This is a genomic window from Nonomuraea corallina (assembly GCF_027620315.1).
In the GTDB taxonomy this organism is placed as follows: Bacteria; Actinomycetota; Actinomycetes; order Streptosporangiales; family Streptosporangiaceae; genus Nonomuraea; species Nonomuraea corallina.
Genome location: NZ_JAPNNL010000086.1, coordinates 1 through 23,294, shown reverse-complemented (window position 1 = coordinate 23,294; position 23,294 = coordinate 1). Strand labels below are relative to the sequence as shown.

General features: G+C 72.1%; 22 protein-coding genes. 8 read left to right on the top strand and 14 right to left on the bottom strand.

The window, feature by feature from the left end; genetic code table 11:
* Window positions 1–54 precede the first annotated feature (54 nt).
* On the top strand, window positions 55–1,140 hold the full coding sequence (locus OUY22_RS21125) for a carboxylate-amine ligase (RefSeq protein ID WP_270156796.1): 1,086 nt from the start codon (window positions 55–57) through the stop codon (window positions 1,138–1,140).
* Window positions 1,141–1,290: 150 nt separating this feature from the next.
* Here OUY22_RS21125 and OUY22_RS21120 read toward each other — a convergent pair whose 3' ends face one another.
* From OUY22_RS21120 to OUY22_RS21110, 3 genes are read right to left on the bottom strand one after another with little or no spacing between them, the layout of a single operon-like run.
* Window positions 1,291–3,006 carry a hypothetical protein gene (locus OUY22_RS21120; RefSeq protein ID WP_270156795.1) on the bottom strand — a complete coding sequence of 572 codons (1,716 nt, stop codon included), beginning with the start codon at window positions 3,004–3,006 and terminating at the stop codon, window positions 1,291–1,293.
* 17 nt (window positions 3,007–3,023) lie between these two features.
* A complete protein-coding gene (locus tag OUY22_RS21115) occupies window positions 3,024–3,761 on the bottom strand; it encodes an ABC transporter ATP-binding protein (protein ID WP_270156794.1) in 738 nt (245 codons plus the stop codon).
* 42 nt (window positions 3,762–3,803) lie between these two features.
* Window positions 3,804–8,291, bottom strand: coding sequence for an ATP-dependent helicase (locus tag OUY22_RS21110; protein WP_456299854.1), 4,488 nt, complete (start codon window positions 8,289–8,291; stop codon window positions 3,804–3,806).
* 86 nt (window positions 8,292–8,377) lie between these two features.
* Here OUY22_RS21110 and OUY22_RS21105 point away from each other — a divergent pair, with 86 nt between their 5' ends.
* Window positions 8,378–8,866: a VOC family protein gene (locus tag OUY22_RS21105; protein WP_270156792.1), complete on the top strand. Its 489-nt coding sequence runs from the start codon at window positions 8,378–8,380 to the stop codon at window positions 8,864–8,866.
* 50 nt (window positions 8,867–8,916) lie between these two features.
* Here OUY22_RS21105 and OUY22_RS21100 read toward each other — a convergent pair whose 3' ends face one another.
* Window positions 8,917–9,111 carry a hypothetical protein gene (locus OUY22_RS21100; protein WP_270156791.1) on the bottom strand — a complete coding sequence of 65 codons (195 nt, stop codon included), beginning with the start codon at window positions 9,109–9,111 and terminating at the stop codon, window positions 8,917–8,919.
* Window positions 9,112–9,154: 43 nt separating this feature from the next.
* On the opposite strand from OUY22_RS21100, the gene OUY22_RS21095 reads away from it, so the two are divergent.
* A complete protein-coding gene (locus OUY22_RS21095) occupies window positions 9,155–9,349 on the top strand; it encodes a DUF3046 domain-containing protein (RefSeq protein WP_270156790.1) in 195 nt (64 codons plus the stop codon).
* Here the strand turns inward: OUY22_RS21095 and OUY22_RS21090 are convergent.
* A complete protein-coding gene (locus OUY22_RS21090; RefSeq protein ID WP_270156789.1) occupies window positions 9,341–9,607 on the bottom strand; it encodes a hypothetical protein in 267 nt (88 codons plus the stop codon). The genes OUY22_RS21095 and OUY22_RS21090 overlap by 9 nt on opposite strands.
* A 78-nt stretch (window positions 9,608–9,685) precedes the next feature.
* Entirely contained in the window at window positions 9,686–9,835 is a 150-nt protein-coding gene (locus OUY22_RS21085; RefSeq protein WP_270156788.1) for a hypothetical protein, read from the bottom strand.
* 158 nt (window positions 9,836–9,993) lie between these two features.
* Here OUY22_RS21085 and recA point away from each other — a divergent pair, with 158 nt between their 5' ends.
* Window positions 9,994–11,100: a recombinase RecA gene (gene recA, locus OUY22_RS21080; RefSeq protein ID WP_270156787.1), complete on the top strand. Its 1,107-nt coding sequence runs from the start codon at window positions 9,994–9,996 to the stop codon at window positions 11,098–11,100.
* A 1,670-nt stretch (window positions 11,101–12,770) separates the two neighbouring features.
* Window positions 12,771–13,247, top strand: coding sequence for a regulatory protein RecX (locus OUY22_RS21075; protein WP_333486759.1), 477 nt, complete (start codon window positions 12,771–12,773; stop codon window positions 13,245–13,247).
* Between the two features lie 16 nt (window positions 13,248–13,263).
* Here OUY22_RS21075 and OUY22_RS21070 read toward each other — a convergent pair whose 3' ends face one another.
* Window positions 13,264–13,629, bottom strand: coding sequence for a MerR family transcriptional regulator (locus tag OUY22_RS21070; RefSeq protein ID WP_270156786.1), 366 nt, complete (start codon window positions 13,627–13,629; stop codon window positions 13,264–13,266).
* Between the two features lie 104 nt (window positions 13,630–13,733).
* Here OUY22_RS21070 and OUY22_RS21065 point away from each other — a divergent pair, with 104 nt between their 5' ends.
* Window positions 13,734–14,657 carry an NAD(P)-dependent oxidoreductase gene (locus tag OUY22_RS21065; RefSeq protein ID WP_333486758.1) on the top strand — a complete coding sequence of 308 codons (924 nt, stop codon included), beginning with the start codon at window positions 13,734–13,736 and terminating at the stop codon, window positions 14,655–14,657.
* Window positions 14,658–14,855: 198 nt separating this feature from the next.
* Here the strand turns inward: OUY22_RS21065 and OUY22_RS21060 are convergent, their stop codons facing one another.
* Window positions 14,856–15,827: a quinone oxidoreductase family protein gene (locus tag OUY22_RS21060; protein ID WP_270156785.1), complete on the bottom strand. Its 972-nt coding sequence runs from the start codon at window positions 15,825–15,827 to the stop codon at window positions 14,856–14,858.
* A gap of 88 nt (window positions 15,828–15,915) precedes the next feature.
* On the opposite strand from OUY22_RS21060, the gene OUY22_RS21055 reads away from it, so the two are divergent.
* Window positions 15,916–16,338: a MarR family winged helix-turn-helix transcriptional regulator gene (locus OUY22_RS21055; protein ID WP_270156784.1), complete on the top strand. Its 423-nt coding sequence runs from the start codon at window positions 15,916–15,918 to the stop codon at window positions 16,336–16,338.
* 416 nt (window positions 16,339–16,754) lie between these two features.
* Window positions 16,755–18,371, top strand: a complete 1,617-nt coding sequence (gene rny / locus OUY22_RS21050; protein WP_270156783.1) for a ribonuclease Y — start codon at window positions 16,755–16,757, stop codon at window positions 18,369–18,371.
* Between the two features lie 117 nt (window positions 18,372–18,488).
* Here rny and OUY22_RS21045 read toward each other — a convergent pair whose 3' ends face one another.
* The 6 genes from OUY22_RS21045 to OUY22_RS21020 all read right to left on the bottom strand — a co-directional run bounded on the left by OUY22_RS21045 (window position 18,489) and on the right by OUY22_RS21020 (window position 23,291).
* The gene (locus OUY22_RS21045) at window positions 18,489–19,331 is read right to left on the bottom strand and encodes an alpha/beta fold hydrolase (protein WP_270156782.1); all 843 of its coding nucleotides are present in this window, start codon (window positions 19,329–19,331) and stop codon (window positions 18,489–18,491) included.
* Window positions 19,328–19,477 carry a hypothetical protein gene (locus OUY22_RS21040; protein ID WP_270156781.1) on the bottom strand — a complete coding sequence of 50 codons (150 nt, stop codon included), beginning with the start codon at window positions 19,475–19,477 and terminating at the stop codon, window positions 19,328–19,330. Before OUY22_RS21040 ends, OUY22_RS21045 begins: the two co-directional genes overlap by 4 nt.
* The gene (locus OUY22_RS21035; RefSeq protein ID WP_270156780.1) at window positions 19,471–19,710 is read right to left on the bottom strand and encodes a hypothetical protein; all 240 of its coding nucleotides are present in this window, start codon (window positions 19,708–19,710) and stop codon (window positions 19,471–19,473) included. Before OUY22_RS21035 ends, OUY22_RS21040 begins: the two co-directional genes overlap by 7 nt.
* A 93-nt stretch (window positions 19,711–19,803) precedes the next feature.
* Window positions 19,804–21,726 carry a S9 family peptidase gene (locus OUY22_RS21030; RefSeq protein WP_270156779.1) on the bottom strand — a complete coding sequence of 641 codons (1,923 nt, stop codon included), beginning with the start codon at window positions 21,724–21,726 and terminating at the stop codon, window positions 19,804–19,806.
* Window positions 21,727–21,762: 36 nt separating this feature from the next.
* Window positions 21,763–22,626, bottom strand: a complete 864-nt coding sequence (locus tag OUY22_RS21025) for an amino acid ABC transporter permease (RefSeq protein ID WP_270156777.1) — start codon at window positions 22,624–22,626, stop codon at window positions 21,763–21,765.
* Window positions 22,623–23,291, bottom strand: coding sequence for an amino acid ABC transporter permease (locus tag OUY22_RS21020; RefSeq protein ID WP_270156802.1), 669 nt, complete (start codon window positions 23,289–23,291; stop codon window positions 22,623–22,625). The genes OUY22_RS21025 and OUY22_RS21020 overlap by 4 nt, the downstream gene beginning before the upstream one ends.
* Window positions 23,292–23,294: the final 3 nt, after the last annotated feature.

Sequence of the window (23,294 nt, the reverse complement as noted above, 5' to 3'; positions counted from 1 at the left end):
GCAGGCGGGCACAAACCGTGCGGAGGCTCCCCCGACTTCCTGCGAGGTGTGGGCATGGTTCCGCTGATCGGGGTCGAAGAGGAGTACCTCGTCGTCGACCCGTACACCCGCCACGTCACCCCCAGGGCGGCCGACGTCCTGGCCGCCGCCACGGACATGCTCGACGTGGCCCACGAGATCACCCGGTTCCAGGTGGAGGCCCGCACCACGCCCTCCGCCGACCTGGCCGAACTCGGCTCCCAGCTGCGCGCCGCGCGCAAGGAGGTCGCCGGGGCCGCCCGCTCGTGCGGGCTCGCCGTCGTCGCCAGCGGCATCCCGGTGCTCGGCAACGTCGCTCGGCCGCCGCTCAGCGACGACGCCCGCTACGAGCAGGGCCGCACCCTCTACCGGGCGCTGCAGGACGAGATCAGCATCTGCGCCCTGCACGTCCACGTGGACGTGCCGGACGAGGAGCACGCCGTCTACGTCGGCAACCATCTGCGGCCCTGGCTGCCGACGCTCATCGCGCTCGCCGCCAACTCGCCGTTCTTCGTCGGCCGCGACACCGGCTACGCCTCCTGGCGGGTGATCAGCTGGGGCCGGTGGCCCGTCTCCGGCGCGCAGCCGTACTTCCCCACCTTCGGCGACTACGAGCTGGCCCTGCGCTCGCTCGCCGAGTCGGGCGCCCTCATGGACCCCAAGACCGTCTTCTGGGACACCCGGCCCTCGCCGCAGCTCCCCACCGTCGAGATCCGGGTCGCCGACGTGCCGCTCGACGTGCACGACAGCCTCACCATCATCGGGCTGGTCCGCGGCCTCGTCGTCAAGGCGCTGGCCGACGTGGCGCGCGGCGACCGCGGCCTGCCCATCCCGTCGGAGGTCGTGCGGGCCGCCTACTGGCGGGCCGCCCGCGACGGCCTCACCGGCGACAGCCTCGACGTGCGCCACGGCACGCTCGTGCCCGCCCCGGTGATGGCCCGCCGCCTCCTGGCCCACGTCGGCGGCCCGCTGGCCGAGGCCGGTGACCTCCCCTACGTCCGGGACGGGCTGGAACGCCTGCTCGCCAAGGGCTCCGGCGCCGAACGCCAGCGCCGCGTGCACGCCCGCGGGCACGACCTCACCGAGGTGGTCGACGACCTGATCGAAGCCACCGTGGCCTAGCGGCATGAAACGCCTAGCGTCATGAAACGCCTAGCGTCATGAAACGCCTAGCGTCATGAAACACGGCCTAGCGCCGAGCCGCGCGCCCCGGCCCGCCGCGATCCCGCGTACGGGCCGGACCGGGCAGATGGCTCAGGCGGCTCAGGCGGCTCAGGCGGTGACCTCCTTCTGCCGGTAGCGGCGCATCAGCCCCCAGCCGGTGCCCAGCAACGCCAGCCCGATCACGATCATGCCGACGGCCGTGGGCCAGCGCAGCCCCGGCGCCATGTAGGTGGCCAGGAACCAGCTGTGCTCGTACATGCCGTTGACCAGGAACACGCTCGCCACGATCCCCTGCGGGAACAGCGGGATCATGGCCAGCCCCCAGCACAGGTAGGTGACGGTCTGCGCCCCCTTCGGCATGTCAAGGGCCTGGAAGGTGCTCTTGGTCTCCGGGCGGCGGCCGGTGCGCATCATGTGGAGCAGCTCCGGCCCCTGCGCCGTCAGCCGTCGTCCGGCCAGCAGCCCCAGCCCCCAGTAGCACAGCGCGCCGGTCAGCGCCCCGACCGGCACGCCCAGCCAGCCGAACATCCACGCCACCACGGCCGCGGGCGCCGCCGTGGCCGCCACCAGCACCAGCATGAGGTAGGCCAGCCCGGTGAGGGAGCCGTCGTCCTCGCTGGTGCGCAGCGGGTTGCCGCCGCGTCGCGCGGGGTCGATGCCCGGCACCAGACCGTACACCGACATCAGCGGCACCAGCCCGGCTCCGCCGCCCAGCAGTGCGAGGGTCACCGCGCAGATGATCGGCCACGGCCCGCCGTTCACGGCGGTCAGCGCGACGGTCACCACCAGCGCCACCGGCGCCACCGCGACCAGCCAGGCGAGCTGCCTGCCGCGCACGTCGGACACGCCGGGCGTCATGACCGTCAGCCAGAGCGCGGTGCCCTCGTCGCCGTACTGGTTGGCCGTCATGGCCGCGGCCATGACGATGAAGATCGGCCCCGCCCACGGCAGCATCCCCGGCCACCCCAGCACCAGCGGCGCGCTCGCGAAGAACAGTCCGTACGCCAGCGCGAACGTGAGCTGATGGGTGCGCACCAGGTCACGGGTCCAGGCGCGCAGCTCCTTGGCCATGACCGCGTCCTGGGCCGAGCGCGCCCGCATCGGCCGGCGGCCGCGGGTCGACGGCCTGGTCGTCCCCGCCCGCCTGGCCAGCAGCGCCGCCCATGCGGCCAGCAACAGCCCGACCAGCACCGCCAGCGCGACCAGGGCCAGATAGTCGCCCCGCACGGCCAGCAGGCCCCAGCCGGACGGCAGGTAACGCACGAACTCCGGAATCCCCGAGCCCTGGCCGAGCGCGACGGCGAACACCCAGCCCTGCCCCAGGAACGCCAGGATCGCCCCGTTGACCACGGCCGCGCCGACCGCGCCCACCCGGGACCGCAGCGCCATGCCGAGCACCGCCACCGCGACCCGGGACAACAGCACGAACGCGGCCAGTTGCAGCACCATGGCGGGCACCGCCACCAGCGCTCCCAGCACGCCCTGCCGCGCTCCGGCCACCACCAGCCCCGACAGGGCGAGCAGGCTGACCGCGGGCGCCACCCCGACGAACGCCGACGCCAGCAACCCCACCGCCAGCCGGTGCGCCGGCAGCCCCAGCATCGCGAAGAACTCGGGCCGGAGCGACTCGTCACCGCCGCCGGAGAACACCGGCCCGATGATCCAGCCCAGCATCCACACCGCGTACGCGGCGGTCAGCCAGTCGCCATCGAGGAACGCGAGAAAGATGGTGCCCGTGGCCAGCACCGCCCCCAGCGAGCCGCCGGCGATGACCATGCCGCCGTGCTGACCCGTGAGGGAGTGGCGCAGGACTGCGATCTTCATCCGGGCCATCGTCACCGCTACAGCCACGACAACCCCTTGGCCGTGGCCGAGCCGGAGCCGACCAGCTCCACGAACCGGTCTTCGAGCGACCCGGCGCCGCGCACCTCGGCCAGCGGCCCGGCGGCCGCCACCCGCCCGGCGTCGATCACGCCGACGTGGTCGCACAGCTGCTCCACCAGCGCCATCACATGGCTGGACAGCACGATCGAACCGCCGCCGGACACGAAGCCGCGCAGGATCCCCTTGATCGTCGCGGCCGACACCGGGTCGACCGCCTCGAACGGCTCGTCCAGCACCAGCAACCGGGGCGCGTGGAGCAGCGCGGTGGCCAGGCCGATCTTCTTGCGCATGCCGGTCGAGTACTCGATGACCAGCGTCTTCTCCGCCGTGTCGAGCTCCAGCACCGCCAGCAGCTCCGCGGCCCGCTCGGCGACCACCTGCGGGCTCAGCCCGCGCAGCAGGCCGAGATAGGTGAGCACCTCCCGGCCGGTCAGCCGCTCCGGCATGGCCATCGCGTCGGGCAGCACCCCGACGAGCTGCTTGGCCCGCGCCGCGTCGGCCCACACGTCGATCCCGAAGATCTGTGCCGATCCACGGTCAGGCCGCAGCAGCCCCACCGCCATGGAGAGCGCGGTCGTCTTGCCGGCGCCGTTCTGTCCGACCAGGCCGTAGAACGAGCCCTGCGGCACGGTCAGTGACACCTCATCGACGGCCTTCTTCTCACCGAAGGTCTTCGACAGACCGTCGATCTTCAACGCGGCGGTGATAACTGCCTCCTGCGGCTTAAACGGGATGATCTAGGCACGTAGCCTAAGACCGCGCGGAGTGGGATGAAAACCCGCTTCTTCCAGCGCCGCACCCAGGGGCGAGTCGACGATCGGCTCACCGTCGGCCCGTTCCACGGTGAGCTTGCCCAGCGCGCCGTCGCGTACGGCCAGCGCCAGCGCGTCGACGGCGGGCCGCAGCCGCTCATCGTCGGCGAACGACAGCAGCGTCTTGCCGCCCCGCTCGACGTAGAGGACCAGCCGCCCGTCGACCAGCACCACCAGCGCCCCGGCCTTCCTGCCCGGCTTGTGGGACACCTCGCCGGGACGCGCGGGCCAGGGCAGCGCCGCGCCGTAGGGGTTGGCCGGGTCGGCCGCGGCCAGCACCACGGCCCGCCGCTCCTCCCGCGTCTCGCCCGACGCCGACGGCGCCATCGCCCGCATCCGGTCGACCGCGCCCGGCAGCGCGAACTGGGCCCCGCCGAGCCCCTCCACGAAGTAGCCGCGCCGGCACCGCCCGCTCTCCTCGTAGGCGCGCAGCACCTGGTAGATCGGCGAGAACCCGCCCGGCAGCCGCTCGGCGGTGACCGCGCCGCGCGTCACCACGCCATGCCGCTCCAGCAGCACCTCCGCCTGTGCCTGCGCGCGCAGCGTCGCGTCGGACGCCGCCTCCGGCAGCAGCCACCAGCGCCCGGCCACCGTCGGCGGCCCGCTCCGGCTCGGCAGCACCGCCCGCCGCCTGCGGGTCGCCGGCCGGTGAGCGGGCCGCCCCGAGCCGAGCGCCGCCCGCATCGGGGCCAGCGTGTCACCCGACACCCGCCCCGCCCACACCAGGTCCCACAGCGCGGTCGCCGCCGCCTGGTCGTCGAGCAGCCCCAGCCGGTCGGCGAGCTGGCGGAAGAACAGCGCGCCCCCGCCGCCGAGCTCCTCCAGGATCCGTTCGTGCGCCGGCGTCATCGTGATCTCGGCCGCCTCGGGGAGCAGCAGCGGCGCGGTGTCGGCGAAGTAGACGGCCACCCAGCCGTCGCCGCCCGGCAGCGACCCCTGCCCGGCCCACAGCACCTCGCCGGCCGCGGTCAGCTCGTCGAGCAGCGCCGGCCGGTAGCCCGGCACCCGCGACGGCAGCACCAGCGTCTCCAGCGCCGAGGCCGGCACCGCCGCGCCCTGCAGCAGCTCGATGGCGCGGACGAGCGCGTCCATCGCCCGCGCGTCCCCGCCCGCGCCGCGCCCGCCGCCCGCGGTGACGCCGTGCCAGGCCGGGGTGAAGACCGCGAGCGTCTCGGGCGAGACCGGCTCGACCTCCTTGCGCAACCGGGCCAGCGACCTGCGGCGCAGCATCCGCAGCACGCCCGCGTCGCACCACTCCTCACCCCGCCCGCCCGGCCGGAACTCGCCGTTGACCACCCGCCCGGACACCGCCAGCCGGCGCAGCGCGTCGGTCACCACGGCCACGCCCAGCCCGAACCGGTCGGCCGCCGTCGAGGCGTGGAACGGCCCGCGGGTGCGGGCGTGCCGTGCCAGCAGGTCGGCCAGCGGGTCGGCCACCGGCTCCAGGAACGCGTGCGGCACCCCCACCGGCGGCGGCACGCCCAGCGCGTCACGCAGCCGCGCGGCGTCCTCGACCGCCGCCCACCGCTCCTCGCCCGCGATCCGCACCCTGATCGCGCGCCGCGCCCGCTCCAGCTCCTCCAGCCAGGCCGGGTCGCCGCCGCGCACGCTCACGTCGAGCTCCGGCAGCGGCCCGTGCGAGCGCAGCAGGTCGGCCAGGTCCTCCAGGTCACGCAGTGGGCGATCCAGCCGGGCCAGCTCGCGCTCGGTGTCAGAGATCACGTCAGGGTCGAGCAGCTCGCGCAGGTCGGCCTGGCCCAGCAGCTCCGCCAGCAGCGACGTGTCCAGCGCCAGCGCCTGCGCCCGCCGCTCGGCCAGCGGCGCGTCTCCCTCGTACATGAACGCGCCCACGTAGTGGAACAGCAGCGACGCCGCGAACGGCGACGCCTGCGCCGTCTCCACCTCCACCACCCGCACCCGCCGGGCCGCGATGTCGCGCATCAGCGCGACGAGCCCCGGCACGTCGAAGACGTCCTGCAGGCACTCGCGCATCGTCTCCAGCACGATCGGGAACGACGCGTAGCGCGAGGCCACCCCCAGCAGGTGGGCGGCCCGCTGGCGCTGCTGCCACAGCGGGCTGCGCCGGCCCGGCACGCGGCGCGGCAGCAGCAGCGCCCGCCCCGCGCACTCGCGGAACCGCGACGCGAACAGCGCCGACCCGCCCAGCTCCTCGGTCACGATCTGCTCGATCTCGTCGGCGTCGAACGCCGCCACGTCGGACGGCGGCTCGGCCAGCGTGTCGGGGATGCGCAGCACGATGCCGTCGTCGGAGTGGACCGCCTGCACGTCGACGCCGTAGCGTTCGCGCAGCCGCCGGTTGATCGCCAGCGCCCACGGGGCGTGCACCCGCGCGCCGTAGGGGGAGTGGATGACCACCCGCCAGTCGCCCAGCTCGTCGTGGAACCGCTCCACCACCAGCGTCCTGTCGTCGGGCACGTAACCCGTGCTCTCACGCTGCTCGCGCAGGTAGGACAGGAGATTGGCGGCGGCGTAGGAGTCGAGCCCGGCCGCGCGCAGCCGCTCGGCCGAGTCGTCCCTGGCCTGCTCGCGCAGGAACGAGCCGATGGCCCGGCCCAGCTCGGCCGGGCGGCCCGGGGTGTCGCCGTGCCAGAACGGCAGCTTGCCCGGCTGGCCGGGAGCGGGCGAGACCAGCACCCGGTCGGCGGTGATGTCCTCGATCCGCCACGACGACGCGCCCAGCACGAACACGTCGCCGACCCGCGACTCGTAGACCATCTCCTCGTCGAGCTCACCCACCCGCGAGGCCCGCTCCCCGACGAGGAACACGCCGAACAGCCCTCGGTCGGGGATCGTGCCGCCGTTGGTCACCGCCAGCCGCTGCGCGCCCGGCCGGCCCCGGAGCGTGCCCGTCACCCGGTCCCACACGACGCGCGGGCGCAGCTCGGCGAACTCCTCGCTCGGATAACGGCCGGCGAGCATGTCGAGCGTCGCCTCCAGCGCGCTCCTGGGCAGGGTCGCGTACGGGGCGGCGCGCCGGACCACGGCCTCCAGCTCGTCGACGGTCCACTCGTCGAGCGCCGTCATCGCCACGATCTGCTGGGCCAGCACGTCGAGCGGGTTGCGCGGGCAGCGCAGCTCCTCGATCATGCCGCTCTTCATGCGCTCGGTCACCACGGCCGTCTGCACCAGGTCGCCGCGGTATTTGGGGAAGATCACGCCCTTGGACACCGCGCCCACCTGGTGACCGGCCCGGCCGATGCGCTGCAGCCCGCTCGCCACGCTCGGCGGCGCCTCCACGCAGGCCACCAGGTCCACCGCGCCCATGTCGATGCCCAGCTCCAGGCTGGAGGTGGCCACCACGGCGGGCAGCCGCCCCGACTTGAGCGCCTCCTCGATCTGGGCCCGCTCCTGCTTGGACACCGAGCCGTGGTGGGCGCGCACGACCTCGGCCACGGCGCCCTTGCCCGCCCCCGCCTGCGCCATCACCTCGGCCGGCGGGCGGTCCCACTGCGACAGGTCGGTCTCGCCGTCGCGCCGGGCCTGCGCCAGCTCGTTGAGCCGGGCGCAGAGCCGCTCGGCCAGCCGCCGCGAGTTGGCGAACACGATCGTCGAGTCATGCGCCTCGATCAGGTCGAACAGCCGGTCCTCCACATGCGGCCAGATCGACCGGTTGCCCGGGTCGGGCGCGAACTCCTCCGCGTCGGCGGGCCTCGGCCCCGACTCGACCTCCGTCATGTCCTCGACCGGGACGACCACCTCGACCTCGATGCGCTTGTCGGCCGGCGGCTGCACCACCGCCGCAGGGCGCGGCCCGCCGAGGAACGCCGCCACCTCGCTCACCGGCCGCACCGTCGCCGACAGGCCGATCCGCTGCGCGGGTCGCTCCAGCAGCGCGTCGAGCCGCTCCAGCGTCAGCGCCAGATGGGCGCCGCGCTTGGTCGACGCCACCGCGTGGACCTCGTCGACGATCACGGTCTCCACCCCGCGCAGCGCCTCCCGCGCCTGGCTGGTGAGCAGCAGGAACAGCGACTCGGGTGTGGTGATGAGGATGTCGGACGGCCTGGCGGCGAACCGCCGGCGATCCTCCGCGGGCGTGTCGCCCGAACGGATCGCCACCGAGATCTCCGGCACCGGCGCGCCCAGCCGCCGCGCCGTCTGCCTCAACCCGGCCAGCGGGGCGCGCAGGTTGCGCTCCACGTCGACGGCCAGCGCCTTCAGCGGCGACACGTACACCACCCGCGTGCCCCGCGCCGGCGGCTCGGCCGCCAGCCGGTCGAGCGACCACAGGAAGGCCGCCAGCGTCTTGCCGGAACCGGTCGGGGCCACCACCAGCGTGTTGTCGCCGCGCGCGATCGACTCCCACGCGCCCTCCTGGGCGGCGGTGGGCGCCGCGAAGGCCCCGGAGAACCAGCTCCTGGTCACCTGGCTGAAGCGGTCGAGCGAGCTCACCAGCACATACTGCCTCGCGCCACCGACAGAAAACGCATTGTCCCGGCGCCGCGCGGTTGAGCGGGCGCCCAGGCGGACATACACCGACCGTGACCATCGACCACGCGGCCGTCGAGGCCCGCCGCGAGGAGATCCGGCGCCGTTACCTCTTAGCGCACCGGCCCTCGTCCAGCGCGCGCGGCCTGCACCACATAGCCCTGCTGTCGTCGGATGTCGAACGCACCATCAAGTTCTACCAGGAACTGCTGGAGTTCCCGCTGACGGAGATCTTCGAGAACCGCGACTACCCGGGTTCCAACCACTTCTTCTTCGACCTCGGCAACGGCAACCTGCTCGCGTTCTTCGACCTCCCGGGCCTCGACCTCGGCCCGTACCAGGAGGTGCTCGGCGGCCTGCACCACATCGCGATCTCGGTCGACCCCGCCACCTGGGAGCGCCTGCGCGGCAAGCTGGAGATGGCCGGCGTGCCGCACCAGATCGAGAGCGGCGCCTCCATCTACTTCAAGGACCCCGACGGCGCCCGGCTGGAGCTGCTCGCCGACCATCTCGGTGAGATGTACGGCGCTCACGTGCTGTGATCCGGGACCCGGCGCGCTGACTCCCCCCGCGCGTCGGCCCCCTGCGCGACCTACCGCCTGGACGCCCGCCGCGCACGCGGCCTGCCCGCCCGCGGCTCCTGCCGGATCTCGGCGTGCCGCTCCGCCCTCTCCGCCTTCTCCTTCCGTACGGTCGAGCGCTGTAAGGACAGCAGGTGACGGCGCTTCGCCCTGTTGGCCTTGGCCTTGGCTGACTTGGGGGGTGAGGATTTCGGGGTCTTTGCCATGTGCGTGTCTTACCCACACCCGAGGGCGCTCCATACTTGGGTGATGCGCCTGACCGAGTTCTGGAGACGGATGCGGGCCCACTTCGGCGACGCCTACGCCGAGTCGTGGGCGCGCGACTACGTCATCGCTCCCCTCGGCGGGCGCACCGTGATACAGGCGCTGGCCGACGGCGAGAGCGCCAAGTCCGTCTGGCGGGCGGTCTGCCAGGTCGAGGACGTCTCCTCCCGGCTACGCTGAGTCCAGCGTCTCCTTCAGCTCGTGGGCCGTGCGCTCCAGGTCGTCCGCGTCACCCCTGCCGCCCTGCGCCCACAGGAAGAGCCAGCCCTCGCGCGACGGCGTGGCGAACACCAGCGTCTGCCTGCCCGTCTCCGGGTGCCACACCTGCAGCATCGGGTCGTCCCCGCCCACGATCCGGCCCGCCAGCCCATGGCGGGGGAGCGCCTCGGCGAGATCCTGCAACAGACTGCGCCGTTCCCGGGTGTACGCGCTCGCCACGTGCCTGCCTCCTGGTCTCTTTCCAGGAGTCTCCCCAGCTCAGGCCCGGGGGAACATATCCGGCCGCCGACCGGGGGCTCAGCTCCGGACCGGGCGGATCTCGATGCCCGCACCCATGGGGCAGCGGGCGGCGATCTCCTCGGCTTCGGCGACAGCTGCGGCCGTCTCCTCCTCCGAGACCGACCCCCCATAGCCCTCCGGGTCGGACAGCGACAGGACGAACGTCATCGCGTATCTTTCCCGGGGTACGTGTGATCGAACAATCGTTCGGCTAGCATAGTCGCGCGGGGGCCGCGACTTCCACGACCGCCTCCGGGAAAATGTCGGTGGCAGGCCGTAGTTTTCACTCGACTGATTCGGACCACGACCCTCCAGGGGGAGCTCCCATGGCTATCAACGACCGCGAGAAGGCCCTTGAGACTGCCCTCGCTCAGATCGAGCGGCAGTTCGGCAAGGGTTCCGTCATGCGCCTCGGCGATGACGCCCGAGCCCCCATCGAGGTGATCCCGACCGGCTCGATCTCCCTGGACATCGCGCTGGGCATCGGCGGCCTGCCGCGCGGCAGGATCGTCGAGATCTACGGCCCCGAGTCCTCCGGCAAGACCACCGTCGCGCTGCACGCGGTGGCCAACGCGCAGCGGGCGGGCGGCATCGCGGCGTTCATCGACGCCGAGCACGCCCTCGACCCCGAGTACGCCAAGAAGCTCGGCGTCGACACCGACGCCCTGCTGGTCTCCCAGCCCGACACCGGCGAGCAGGCGCTGGAGATCGCCGACATGCTGATCAGGTCCGGCGCGGTCGACATCATCGTCATCGACTCGGTCGCCGCCCTGGTGCCCAAGGCCGAGATCGAGGGCGAGATGGGCGACAGCCACGTCGGCCTCCAGGCCCGCCTGATGTCCCAGGCCCTGCGCAAGGTCGCCGGCGCGCTCAGCAGCACCGGCACCACCGCCATCTTCATCAACCAGCTCCGCGAGAAGATCGGCGTCATGTTCGGCTCGCCCGAGACCACGACCGGCGGCAAGGCGCTGAAGTTCTACGCCTCCGTCCGCATGGACATCCGCCGCATCGAGACCCTCAAGGACGGCACCGAAGCGGTCGGCAACCGCACCCGCGTCAAGGTGGTCAAGAACAAGATGGCCCCGCCCTTCCGGGTGGCCGACTTCGACATCCTCTACGGCGTGGGCATCTCCCGCGAGGGCGGCCTCATCGACATGGGCGTCGAGCACGGCTTCGTCCGCAAGTCCGGCGCCTGGTACACCTACGAAGGCGACCAGCTCGGCCAGGGCAAGGAGAACGCGCGCAACTTCCTGCGCAACCACCCCGACATGGCCAACGAGATCGAGAAGAAGATCAAGGACAAGCTGGGCGTGGGCCCGCGCCTCGACGACCCCGCCGAGCCTGTCGCGCCTGCCGCTCCCGCCGCGCCGGCCAAGGCGTCGGCCTCATCCGGCCGCGGCTCCAAGTCCACGCCGAAGCCTGGTGACGTCTGATCGGTCGGCGCATGAGTGACACGGATCCGGCGCCCTCCGAGCGGGGCGCCCCGGCCTCACCTCGCCGCAAGCCACGCCGGTCCGCCGGGGGCGGCGACCGTGCGCCATCGCCCGCCGGACGCCACCCCTTCTTCGGCGACCGGCCCCAGGACGAGCAGCGCTCACCCGAGGACTCGTGGTGGACCCGCCCCGCGGCCGAACCCGGGCAACGCCACCCTTTCTGGGGTGAGCCCGCGGATGACGAAAGCTCCCGGGACCAGGCTCCCGCGGTGCGGGACGACCAGGCTCCTGCGGTGCGGGTCGACCAGGCTGTGAGCTTCGACGCCTCGCCCGTACGGGAGCGGACGCCTGCCGATCCGTCGCCGTGGGCTCCGGCGGGCCGGCCTGAAGGCGGCTCAGCGGCATCGAAGGGGATGCTTCGGCGGGACGGGCGGCCAAGGGCGGGCCGGTCGGTCGAGGGTGGTGCTGGTGAGGGGGCATCAGGGCAGCCGCGGCCGGGTGCTGGCGACCATCCCGAGGACGCGCCTCAGGCGGCACGGCCGACGCAAGGCGGGGCGGGCTCTCTGGAGGAGCTCTCCCCGGGTGCGGATCCGACGACAGAGGTCGGGGACGGTTCTTTCGCTCCACCGCCCGACGGCGGTACGACGAGCGACGATCCTTCCGCGACCACGTCGGACGACGGCCCGCGAGCCACGGATGGCTCCACGGGGTGGTCCGGCGATGGTGCGGGGACCAGTGACGGTGTCGGCGGTGGCTCCGTGGTGCGGTCCGGTGACGGCGTGGGCGTCGGCGATGGCCCTGCGGGGTGGTCTGTCGGTGATGCAGGGTTCAGCGACGGTGTGAGGGCTGGCGACGGTGTGAGGGCTGGCGACGGCGCTGGGGGCGGCGGTGGCTCTGTTGTGGTGATGGCCGGTGGTGGTTCCTCCGGTGAGGGCTCTGGCGGTTTCGGTTCGGGGGGTCGGGAGAGTGGCGGGGCCACACTCGCGGAGCAGGTCAGTGACGCCGCCTCCGCTGTGGGGGGCGACGGGTCTTCGGCTGGAGGGGCGATCAGCGGGGGTTCCTCATGGGGTGCTCCTTCTGGCCGGAGAGGCAGGGGGACGGCAAGGGATCCCGCCGCGGCGACGAGCGGTGGCTGGCCTTCGGCCGAAGAGTGGCAGGAGCGGCGCCGCCGTCAACGGGAATCCGCCGCGGAGCTTGAAGGCCAGGCCGGTGATGTCGTCAAGGGGCACCCCCTGGGGGACCGCCGGGACGACGCACTCCCTGACCAGGACCACACCACCTCTGCCGGAGGCGCCGAGTCCTCTGCGGTGGGGACCGACTCTTTTGCGGTGGGTACCGAGTCCTCTGCGGTGGGCATCGAGCCTCCCGCGGGCGCTCGATCCTCTGCGGGGGGCACCGAGTCTTCTGCCGGGGGCGCCGCATCGGTGTCTCCTGATCTCGGATCCGAGTGTCCTCCTCCCCTCTCGGAGTCGCCTGCTCCCGCGGTTGAGCGGCCGGTCGGGGAGGCGGGCTTCTGGGCGACACCGGGTGTCGACCCGGTTCCCGAGGAGAAGGCGCGGAAGGAACGCAAGGGGAGGCGGTCCGGGAGGAAAGCCGGGCGGGGGCGGCTGCCCGATGGGCCGGATGCCGGTTCGGGAGCCGCCGCGGCGCCGCCTGCCGACCCTGAGGCGGTGGCACGGGCCATCTGCCTGCGGCTGCTCACCATGGCACCCAAGACGCGGGCGCAACTGGCCGAGGCCCTGCGCAAGCGGGAGGTGCCCGACGAGGTGGCGGAGTCGGTGCTGGACCGGTTCACCGAGCTGGGGTTCATCAACGACGAGGCGTTCGCCGAGGCGTGGGTGGACTCCCGGCATCACGGGCGTGGCCTGGCCAAGCGCGCTCTGGCCAACGAGCTGCGGCATCGCGGGGTCGACCAGGAGACGGTGAAGGAGGCCGTCGAGAGGCTCGATCCCGATCAGGAACTGGAGACGGCCAGACGCCTCGTGGAGCGAAAGCTGCCCGCCACGCGCTCCCTCGACCCCAAGGTCCGGACCCGCCGCCTGGCCGGCATGCTCGCCAGGAAGGGTTATCCGCCGGGGCTGTCGTTCCGGGTCATCCGGGAGGCGCTGGAGCAGGAGGGCGTCGAGGTCGAGGACGAGTATCCGTAGCTCCATCCGTCCCCCGCTACCTGCCCGCGAAAGCCTTGCCGGCGCTGATGATCCCCGTCAGCGCCGACCGTACGTCGTGCAGTTCGGCGATCTGGGTGTCGATGCGCCGCTGTTCCCGCTCGAACGTGGCGATCAGGTCCTCGCAGCCGGGCGCGAGGAACTGTCCGTCGTCGACCATGCAGGGCAGGATCTCTCTGACCATGTCGCTGTTGAGACCCGCTGCGAGCAGAATCCGGATGCGGCGCACCGTTTCGACGTGCTCGTCGGTGTAGTCCCGGTATCCGCCAGCCGTCCGCCCGGGAACCAGCAGGCCCTTCTCCTCGTAATAGCGCAACGCCCGGGGGCTCACCCCTGTGCGCCGTGCCAGAGCGCTGATCCGCACCCCGTCGCCGCCTCTCCGACTTGACCTTCACGTCAACGTGAACCTTTACCGTAACGGAGGCACGCCGGGCCCCTGGCGTCCTCGAACGACGGGAGAACACGACAGTGACGCAGCAACTCTCGCCCGCGCCGGTGACCGTGCTTGGCATGGGGCCCATGGGGCGAGCCATCACCGCGGCGTTCCTCGCCGCCGGCCACCCGACGACGGTGTGGAACCGTACCGCTGGCAAGGCCGGCGAGTTGCTCGCCCGCGGCGCGGTGCAGGCCGACAGCCCGCTGGCCGCGCTCGGCGCCGGCGAGCTGGTCATCGCCTGCGTCATCGACGCGGACGCGGTGCACGCCATCCTCGACCGGGCGCTGGCGGAGTCGGACCGGTCACGGCTGCCCGCCACCACGCTGGTGAATCTCACCTCGGAAGGGCCTGGGCGTACGCGCGAGCTAGCAGCGAGAGCGGACGAACTGGATCTGCTCTACCTCGACGGCTCGATCATGACTCCGGCGGCGGCCATCGGCACGGAGGCGACCCGCGTTCTCTACAGCGGACCCGCCGCCCTCTTCGACCGCCACCGTCACACGCTGTCGGCGCTGGGCGGCGCGGCGGTCCATGTCGGTGACGACCCCGGGCGGGCGGCGAGCTTCGACGTCGCGCTGCTGAACCTGTTCTGGACGTCGATCACCGGTCTGATGCACTCCTTCGCGCTCGCGGCGCGGCAGGACGTGCCGGCCTCCGCGCTGGCGCCGCACGCCCAGCAGATGGCGGGGCTGGTCGCCGACCTGCTGCCCGGGCTCGCGGCCGAGATCGACGCCGGGCGCTTCTCCGGGGCGGAGTCGGCCTCGCTGACCTCGGTCGCGGCGAGCCTGGACCATATCGTTCACACCTTGGAGGAGTCGGGAGTCTCACCGGCCGTCACCCGGGCCGCCAAGAACGCCGTGGACGCGGCGGTGTCGGCCGGCCACGGAGGCGACTCCGCCGCCCGCCTCGCCGAGTTCCTCGGCCGTGGCCAGGTGGACGTAGTGCCGCGGGCGTAGTGCCGCGGACGGTGGGTTTCAGCGAGTGAGCGTGAGCGGGTTGACCAGGTCGGCGTAGATCGGCGGGCCCGCCATGATCGTCATGAGGGTGAACGGCCGATCGCCAGGTCGACGCCGTCCGGCAGGTTGACGAAGGTGGCCGTCTTCTCCTGGTCGGACAGGGCGGAGACCGGGTCGGAGGCCGGACTGTGTTGCTTCCTATACGACCTTGAGGGCCAGCTTCCCGACGTAGTGATTGTTCAGGGCGCGATGCGCATCCTTGACTTCCTCCATCGGGAAGGCGCGGGCGATGTGGACCTCGAAGGAGCTCGCCTCGATGATCGCGTTCAGCCGATCGGTGGCGGTGCGGCTTCGATCGCCGTCGTAGTGGAACACCTTCGCGGCCGGTGACGTCACGGGATCGGGCATGACACCATTCGGCCAGGCGATCCGTCCCGAGTCCTTGACCGCGCGAAGAGACTGTTCGGCGGTCTCGCCCCCCACGGTGACCAGAGCCGCGTCGAGCCCGCCTGGCGCGAAATCCGATGCCGCGGCCCACACATCGACTTTGCGACCGTCGACGGCCTCGTCGGCGCCCAGCCGCCGGGCCAGGGCGACACCGTCGTCACCAGAGGCCACGGCCAGCACCTGGATGCCGCTGTGCCGCGCCAGCTGCACGGCCATGTGCCCGATGCCCCCGCTGGCCCCGAAGACCATGAGCGTCTCACCCGGCCGCAGGCCGAGCAGGTCCAGGCCGCTCAGCGCGGTCAGAGCGTCCCACGCCATCGCGCCGGCCTGTTCGGTCGGCATCCGGCCGGGCACGCGTGCCACGAACTCCGCCTCGACGACGCCGTACTCGGCGTAGAAGCCGCCACGTTTCACCGGCATCGTCGCAGCGTAGACGCGCTCGCCCACGTCGAACCGGGTGACGTTGCGTCCGACCGCCGCCACGGTGCCCGCCGCGTCCCAGCCGAGGACATAGGGGAAGGTCGAGGGGACACCGAAAGCGCCGTCATAGTGCCCCTCCCGCTCGACCGCGTCCCAGGACGCGACTCCTGCGGACTCCACCCGGATGAGGACGTCGTCGTCGCCGACCTCCGGGAGCGGTATCCGGCGCGCCGAGAGTTCGTCGACCCCGCCGAACCGGTCGATGACGACCGCGTTCATCTGTGGCACCACGTTCGGGTCCATCGGCCCCTCCTTGCTTGCTTGAGTGAATCAAGTATTATGGAACCACAGCTATTTGAGCGAATCAAGTAAACCCCCTAACCTAGGAACTATGGCGCTGCCGAACGGACCCGTTGCCGCCTCGTCCGAGGCCGAGGCTGTCCTGTTCGACCTGGTCGACGTCTATGACCGCGCCTACGAGGCGGCGGCGGCCGAGCTGTCGCTCACCTCGGCGCAGGCCTGTCTGCTGGGGCGACTCGACGAACGACGCGGCATGGGCGCCCTGGCCGAGGAGCTCGGCTGCGATGCCTCCAACATCACCCAGATCGTCGCGCGTCTCGAAGCGCTCGGCCTCGTGACCCGCGAACCGCATCCCCGGGACCGCCGCGCACGGCTCGTCGCGCGGACTTCCCGAGGAGACGAGATCAACCGCCGGTTCGCGGCAGCCTTCACCTTCGCCCGCACGGCGGTCGGACGACTCTCGCCCGACGAACAGGATCAGTTGACGGCGCTGCTGCGCAAAGCGCTGGGCTGACACGCGCCTGCAGCCCCACCCGGCCATGGCGGACCCGACGTCGTGTGCTGGTGCGGCAGCCCTTTCCGGTGGCCGCCGCACCTGATCGTCCGCTCCGCGCGGGATCGGCTGATGAGGGAAGCCGATGGTGGCGTATGGGACACCCTTGGTAAGACGTTTGCTTGCTCGTGACCTGTTCGACGCATAACCTCGACGGCAGTGAGGAGTTACTCCGCGCAGTGCGGATTGCCATACCGGTGAACGACGGACGAATGAGCTTGGTTGATCGAGGCAGGCGAGGCGCCGGCTGCCCCAGTCGGCGTGAGGTCAGCCTGTGCTTGATATCTGTCCCGGGGCTTTCCGTGCCGCGCCCGTGACCCTCTCGGTGCGAGGGCCGCGTTTGTGGGTGTTGACGACGCGAGGAGGGCGGGGCGTACATGGGGCCGCTTGTCGTGGTGCTGTCGGTGGCGGTGCTCGTACTGACCTGCGGGATGATGGCAGCCCTCTTCATCGTCGTCAGGCGGACGTCCGGCGGTGCGCCGAAGACCGCCGAACCCGATCCCGAGCAGTTGGAGGCCATGCAGGACGAGCTGGAGCAGGCTCGTGCGGAGGCGGGCAGGATCCGCGACAGGGCGGAGATCGACGCCGAGGAGATCCTGCGCAGGTCCGAGGCGGCCGCGGAGAGCGCGACGCAGATGCGGCGGGAGGTCGAGGAGGAGAGCCGCGTCCTGAAGTCGGAGCTCAAGGAGCTCCGCGCCGACCTGGAGCGCAGGGAGCAGCGGCTGGCCGAGCGGGAGCAGCGGCTCGACGAGGAGGCCAGACGGCAGGCCGAACGGGACCGCAAGCTCGCCGAGACGGAGATCGAGCTGGCCGACCGGCGGGCCGAGCTGCTGCGGGTGGAGGACGAGCGGCGGGTCATCCTGGAGCGGGTGGCGGGGCTGACCAGCGAGCAGGCCAAGGCCGAGCTGGTCCGTGAGATCGAGTTCCAGGCCAAGCGTGAGGCCGCGCTGATCGTACGGGAGATCGAGGGGGAGGCGCGCCGCGAGGGCGAGAAGCGCGCCACCAAGATCGTGACGCTGGCGGTGCAGCGGATGGCGACCGAGCAGACGGCCGAGTCCGTCGTCAGCGTGCTCCACCTGCCGGGCGACGAGATGAAGGGCCGGATCATCGGCCGCGAGGGCCGCAACATCCGGGCGTTCGAGTCGACCACGGGCGTCAACCTCATCATCGACGACACCCCGGAAGCCGTGCTGCTGTCCTGCTTCGACCCGGTCCGCCGGGAGACCGCGCGGCTCACGCTGGAGAAGCTGGTGCTCGACGGGCGGATCCATCCGCAGCGGATCGAGGAGGCACACGACCGCAGCCGCGCCGAGGTGCAGGATCTGTGCGCCCGAGCCGGCGAGGACGCGCTGGTGGAGCTCGGCCTCACCGACATGCACCCGGAGCTGGTGCTCCTGCTCGGCCAGCTCCGCTACCGCACCTCGTACGGGCAGAACGTGCTCAAGCATCTCATCGAGTCCGCCCACATCGCCGGCATCATGGCGGCCGAGCTCAAGCTGGACCGGACGCTGCTGAAGCGCTGCGCGCTGCTGCACGACATCGGCAAGGCGCTCACCCATGAGGTGGAGGGCAGCCACGCCCTGATCGGCGCGGAGATCGCGCGGCGCTACGGCGAGCAGGAGGACGTGGTGCACGCGATCGAGGCGCACCACAACGAGGTGGAGGTGCGCACGGTCGAGGCGGTGCTCACCCAGGCGGCCGACGCGATCAGCGGCAGCCGCCCCGGCGCCCGCCGCGAGTCGCTGGAGGCGTACGTGAAGCGGCTGGAGCGGCTGGAGGAGATCGCGCAGTCGTACGACGGTGTGGAGAAGGTCTTCGCCATGCAGGCCGGACGGGAGATCCGGGTCATGGTCAAGCCGGACGCGATCGACGACATCCAGGCGCAGGTGATCGCCCGCGACGTGGCCAAGCAGGTGGAGGAGGAGCTCACCTACCCGGGGCAGATCCGGATCACGGTGGTACGGGAGTCGCGGGCGACCGAGTTCGCCCGCTGATCCTCGAGGGAAGCCCTGCCTCACAGCCACCCCTGCCTCGCAAGAGCAGGGTGCAGCTCTTTCTGAGGGACATGGATCGAGAAAAGCATCCTGGACCCGGGCGGCACCCGCCGTCCGCTATCCGAGCGTGAGCATCGCCTCGGCGACCTCGCCGATCGCCGCAGGGGGGATCGCGGTGGCGGCCTCCTCGAGGACGAGCAGCCGTGCCCCCGCAATCTCGCGCGCGATCGCCTCGCCGTTGCCGACGGGGAAGAACCGGTCGCGGCGGCCGTGGACGACGAGCGTGGGAACCTCGATCTCGGGCAGGCGCTCGCGCCAGCGGGGTTTGCAGTCGAGCCTGGAAAACACCATGCCCATCTGGTTGGCCATCTGGACCGGGGGTGCGGTGCCGGGCGTGCGGTCCCAGATGCGCCCAGCGACTGCGCGCGCGGCGGCGGGGTCGTCGCCGAGGATCTCCGCGCCGGCGGCGGCGAACTCCGCAACCGCCTCGCGGTCGGTCCAATCGGGCATCGGACGCGCGAACAGCCGGCTCATCGTCGCCTGGTCATGGTCGGGGAGGTCCTCGTCGGGCGGGCCAGGGGCGACCGCGCGGGTGCCGACCAGGGTGAGCGCCGAGAACGCGCCCGGATGGTCGAGCACGGCCACCTGGGCGACCATCCCGCCGACGCCGATCCCCGCGAGGTGCGCAGGCCCTCCGCCGAGCGCGTCAGCAAGGGCCGCCGCGTCGGCGGCGAGGCCGCGCAGAGTGTAGGCGGGCGCCTCCGGATCCGTCGTTGTCGACTCCCCGCTATCGCGCAGGTCGTAGCGCACCACACGGCGCCCGCCAGCGGCGAGGCGCTCGCAAAGCGCGTCGGGCCAGGAGAGCATCGTCGTCCCGCCCGCGAGCAGGACGAGTGGCGCGTCGTCGTCACCGAACGACTCGACGCCCAAGGCGATCCCATTGGCGTTGACAGTGGTCATCGGATCCCCCGGGAGACGTCGTAGGTCGGGTGCGTCGTGGTCGATGTCGAGATCACGCTCCGCTGCACCAGCGTGTGCGGCGCTTCGCCGGTGAACAGCGCTGTCCCGGCGCCCAGCACGACGGGCGCAAGGTGCAGCGTCAGCACGTCGACCAGCCCGGCGTCGAGGCGGAGCCGATCGTGGCGCCGCCGCCCATGAGGATGACGGCACCCGAGCGGGCTGTCGCCTCGCGCAGGACCCGGCGGTCGTCGGGGTCGTCGGAAAACGCCCACGTGTGCAGGGCCTCGCCGCCGGTGCCCAGACCGTTGTCCGGGCTGGGGTCAAGCCCGGTGACGAAGCCGTCGAGAGAGACCGAGATGTCAGCGATGATCCGAGTCATGCCAGGGCAGACCCTGTCCGCCGCCTGAACTCATCGCTCAACCCCCAGCTCATCCACTCCCTCCAAGGAGCCGCACCCGCAAGAGGACCTGCTTCACAGGAAGACCTGCTGGTAGAAGGCGAACTCGGCGGCGAGCGCGGTGGAGCGGGTCTCGGCGCGGCGGAAGCCGTGGGCCTCGCCGTCGAAGGCCAGGTAGGTGCAGGGGATGCCGCGTTCCGCCAGGGCTTCGGCGAAGGCGGCCGACTGCTCGGACGGCACCACCGGGTCGTCGAGTCCTTGGAGCAGCAGCATCGGGCAGGAGACGCCGCCGGCCAGGGCGAGCGGTTCGCGTTCGGCGTACAGGCGGGGGTCCTCGGGGCCGACGAGCCACTCCACGTAACGGGACTCGAAGTCGTGGGTGTGCGCGTTGAGCGGGGCCAGGGCGCTCACCCCGTAGTAGGAGACGCCTCCGGCGAACGCGCCGGACCGGCAGCAGGCCGCCATCACCGTCCAGCCGCCGGCGCTGCCGCCCCGGACGGCGATCCTGCCCGGGTCGGCGTGGCCTTCGGCGGCCAGCCAGCGGGCGGCGGCGACGACGTCGGCGACGTCGATCAGCCCCCACCGCCCCTTCAGCAGCTCACGGTAGGCGCGGCCGTAACCGGTGGAGCCTGCGTAGTTGACATCGAGCACGCCGATGCCGCGTGAGGTCAGGAACGCCTTGGTCAGGTCGAGGGCGGTGGTGGCGTGCCAGGTGGGTCCGCCGTGCACGAAGATCACGTACGGGCGCGGGCCGTCCACGGCATGATCCGGGTGCGCGGGCGGGTACAGGAAGGCGTGCACCTCCCGATCTCCGTCACCCGGCAACGTCACCGGCCTGGGCGTCGGCAGATAGGCCGGGTCGGGCACCCTGTCGTCGTCGCCGGAGAGCGCCTCGACGCCGCCGCCCCCGCTCCAGGCTCCGGCCGCACCGGTGGTTTCTCCTGGGACGGACCTTCCCGCTGGGTCGTCGGTTCCCGGTGGTTCCGTGGCCGTGGTGTCGACGCGGGTCACGGAGGCTGGGGTGGTGGGGCCGTACCCGATGCCGATGATGGACGTGCCGTCGGCGGCGAGGGTGGGCTCCCAGCCGGTGTACGGGTCGGGCAGGTCGGTGAGGATGCCCGTGCGGGGGTCGAGCACGCCGAGCCGCAGGTCGCCGCGCCCGTGCAGGACGGCGAGCCGGCCGTCGCCGAGGATCGCGTACGGGAGACCGCCCAGGTGCCACGGCGGCCAGGCGAACTCCTCCTCCCGGGGGCAGAGCGGCTTCGGCGCGCCGCCGCGGGGGTCGGCCGTGTAGAGGTTCCACCAGCCGGAGCGGTCGGAGATCAGGTAGAGGCAGCCGTCGTCGCGCCACCTCGGGGCGAGCACGGACTCCGCGTGGCCGCCCGCCACGGTCCAGGTCTCGCCGTCGGACAGCCGGGTGACGCGGAGTTCGGTGCCGTGCCACGGCATCCGGGGGTGGTTCCAGCACACGTACGCGAGCAGCAGGCCGTCGGGGGAGAGAGTGGGGGAGGCGTAGAAGTCGTGGCCGGCGACCTGCTCGGCGGCGTCGCCGCCGGCGAGCGGGACGGTCACGATCGCCCGCGAGACCTTGCCGCCGCCGGGGTGGCGTTCGCGCACGCACCACACCCGGTCGTCGCGCACCGCGAGGTCGGCGTAGCGGTCGCCTTCGGGGGTGAGCGGCCGGATCTCGCCGGACGGGTCGCACGCGTACAGCCGCTGGTCGGTCAGCTGAGTGAAGACGACGCCGCCGTCCGGGGTGACGGCGTAGGGGCGGCCGCCGTACTCGTGCACGCGGGTGCGGGCGTTCCACGGCGGGGGGAGCAGCTCGGTGCGGGAGCCGTCGGCGGCCAGACGCACGATCGTGGTGCGTCCGCCTTCCTCGGGGCGGTCCTCCGTCCACCAGGCGGCGCCGCCTGAGGCGACGGGCCAGCCGGGGCGCGCCGCCGCGCGGGCGACGTCGGAGGTGGAGATGGGTGAGAGCCACAGAGCGGCGGGCATACCCGCATCCTGCCGGAAATCCCCGCCGCTCGTGGGTCAGTCGGCGCCGTCGATCCCGCCGCCGACCATCACCGGCGCCGCCGCGGTCTTGCGACTGCGCCTGCTGCGCCGTTCCAGCCAGTTGGCCAGGAAGCTGAGGGTCATGTTGAGCCCGACGTAGATCACGCCGATGACGATGGCCGCCGGGATCAGGGAGCCGAAGAACACCGCCGGCATGATCTTGAACCCGGTGTTGAGCAGGTCGACGTAGGCGATGATGTAGCCGAGCGCGGTGTCCTTGAGCAGCACCACGAGCTGGCTGACGATCGCCGGCATCATGGCCGTGACCGCCTGCGGCAGCAGCACCAGCCGCATCACCTGGTTCTTGCGCATGCCGACCGCGTACGCGGCCTCCGACTGGCCCTTGGGCACGGCCTGCACGCCGGCCCTGACGATCTCGGCCAGCACCGACCCGTTGTAGAGGGTCAGGCCCAGCACGACCGCCATGAAGGCGTAGTCGCCGCCGCCCATGATCGTCGGTGCCAGGTAGAAGATGAAGAAGATCAGCAGCAGCAGCGGGATGGCCCGGAAGACCTCGACCACGAGCCCGGCGGGGATCCGGATCCAGGCGTGGTCGGAGAGCCGGGCCAGGCCGAAGACGGCGCCGAACGCCAGGGCGAGAACGGCGGCCAGGCCGGCGGCCTTCAGCGTGCCGATCAGGCCGGGGATGATCCAGGTCTGCCAGGTGTAGGGGTCGAGGAACGGCTCCCAGATCCTGCCCTCGAACTGCCCCTTGGCGTCGAAGCCGAGGAAGACCCAGTAGCCGACGCCGCCGACGACCAGCACGCTGACCGCGGTGAGCAGGTGGTTGCGCACCCGCCCGCGCGGGCCGGGGGTGTCGAACAGGACGGTCGTGCTCATCGGGCCACCGCCAGACGTCGGGAGAGCCAGCCGGTGAAGTAGCCGATGGGCATGGTGAGCGCCATGAACGCGACGATGAGGCCGATGAAGATCGGAATCGACGCGCCCGTGGTGTCAAAGGTGATCTTCATGACGGCGGCGGCGTCGGCCAGGTAGCCGCCTGCCGTGGCGACCGTGGTGTTCTTGATCATGGCGATCATCACGCTGCCCAGCGGGGCGACGACGGCGCGGAACGCCTGGGGCAGGATGATCAGCCGCAGGGACTGGAAGAACGTCAGCCCGATCGACCGGGCCGCCTCCGCCTGGCCCATCGGCACCGTGTTGATGCCGGCGCGCAGTGCCTCGCACACGAACGACGCGGTGTAGAGCGACAGGCCCATCGCGACGATCCAGAACGAGTTGACGCTCGGCTCCTGCGAGAAGACCAGGCCGAGCTTGTCGCTCAGGCCCAGCGCGGAGAACGCCAGCACCAGCGTCAGCGGGGTGTTGCGCACCACGTTGACGTAGACGGTGGCGGCCGCGCGCAGCACCGGCGTCGGCGAGACCCGCATCGCCACCAGGATCACGCCCAGGATGAGCGAGGCGATCCCGGCCACCACGGAGAGCTTGACGTTCTCCAGGAAGCCTTCCGCGAGCTCGGGCGCGTACTTAATCAGTTCGTCCATCGT

What these genes read in the sequence shown, in the direction of transcription:
- OUY22_RS21085 (WP_270156788.1), bottom strand. Translation starts at nt 9,835, where the DNA reads ATGACGTTCGTCCTGTCGCTGTCCGACCCGGAGGGCTATGGGGGGTCG.
- OUY22_RS21095 (WP_270156790.1), top strand. Translation starts at nt 9,155, where the DNA reads ATGCGCCTGACCGAGTTCTGGAGACGGATGCGGGCCCACTTCGGCGAC.
- OUY22_RS21025 (WP_270156777.1), bottom strand. Translation starts at nt 22,626, where the DNA reads ATGAGCACGACCGTCCTGTTCGACACCCCCGGCCCGCGCGGGCGGGTG.
- OUY22_RS21120 (WP_270156795.1), bottom strand. Translation starts at nt 3,006, where the DNA reads ATGAAGATCGCAGTCCTGCGCCACTCCCTCACGGGTCAGCACGGCGGC.
- OUY22_RS21125 (WP_270156796.1), top strand. Translation starts at nt 55, where the DNA reads ATGGTTCCGCTGATCGGGGTCGAAGAGGAGTACCTCGTCGTCGACCCG.
- OUY22_RS21060 (WP_270156785.1), bottom strand. Translation starts at nt 15,827, where the DNA reads ATGGACCCGAACGTGGTGCCACAGATGAACGCGGTCGTCATCGACCGG.
- OUY22_RS21100 (WP_270156791.1), bottom strand. Translation starts at nt 9,111, where the DNA reads ATGGCAAAGACCCCGAAATCCTCACCCCCCAAGTCAGCCAAGGCCAAG.
- OUY22_RS21035 (WP_270156780.1), bottom strand. Translation starts at nt 19,710, where the DNA reads ATGACTCGGATCATCGCTGACATCTCGGTCTCTCTCGACGGCTTCGTC.
- recA (WP_270156787.1), top strand. Translation starts at nt 9,994, where the DNA reads ATGGCTATCAACGACCGCGAGAAGGCCCTTGAGACTGCCCTCGCTCAG.
- OUY22_RS21045 (WP_270156782.1), bottom strand. Translation starts at nt 19,331, where the DNA reads ATGACCACTGTCAACGCCAATGGGATCGCCTTGGGCGTCGAGTCGTTC.
- OUY22_RS21055 (WP_270156784.1), top strand. Translation starts at nt 15,916, where the DNA reads ATGGCGCTGCCGAACGGACCCGTTGCCGCCTCGTCCGAGGCCGAGGCT.
- OUY22_RS21030 (WP_270156779.1), bottom strand. Translation starts at nt 21,726, where the DNA reads ATGCCCGCCGCTCTGTGGCTCTCACCCATCTCCACCTCCGACGTCGCC.
- rny (WP_270156783.1), top strand. Translation starts at nt 16,755, where the DNA reads ATGGGGCCGCTTGTCGTGGTGCTGTCGGTGGCGGTGCTCGTACTGACC.
- OUY22_RS21020 (WP_270156802.1), bottom strand. Translation starts at nt 23,291, where the DNA reads ATGGACGAACTGATTAAGTACGCGCCCGAGCTCGCGGAAGGCTTCCTG.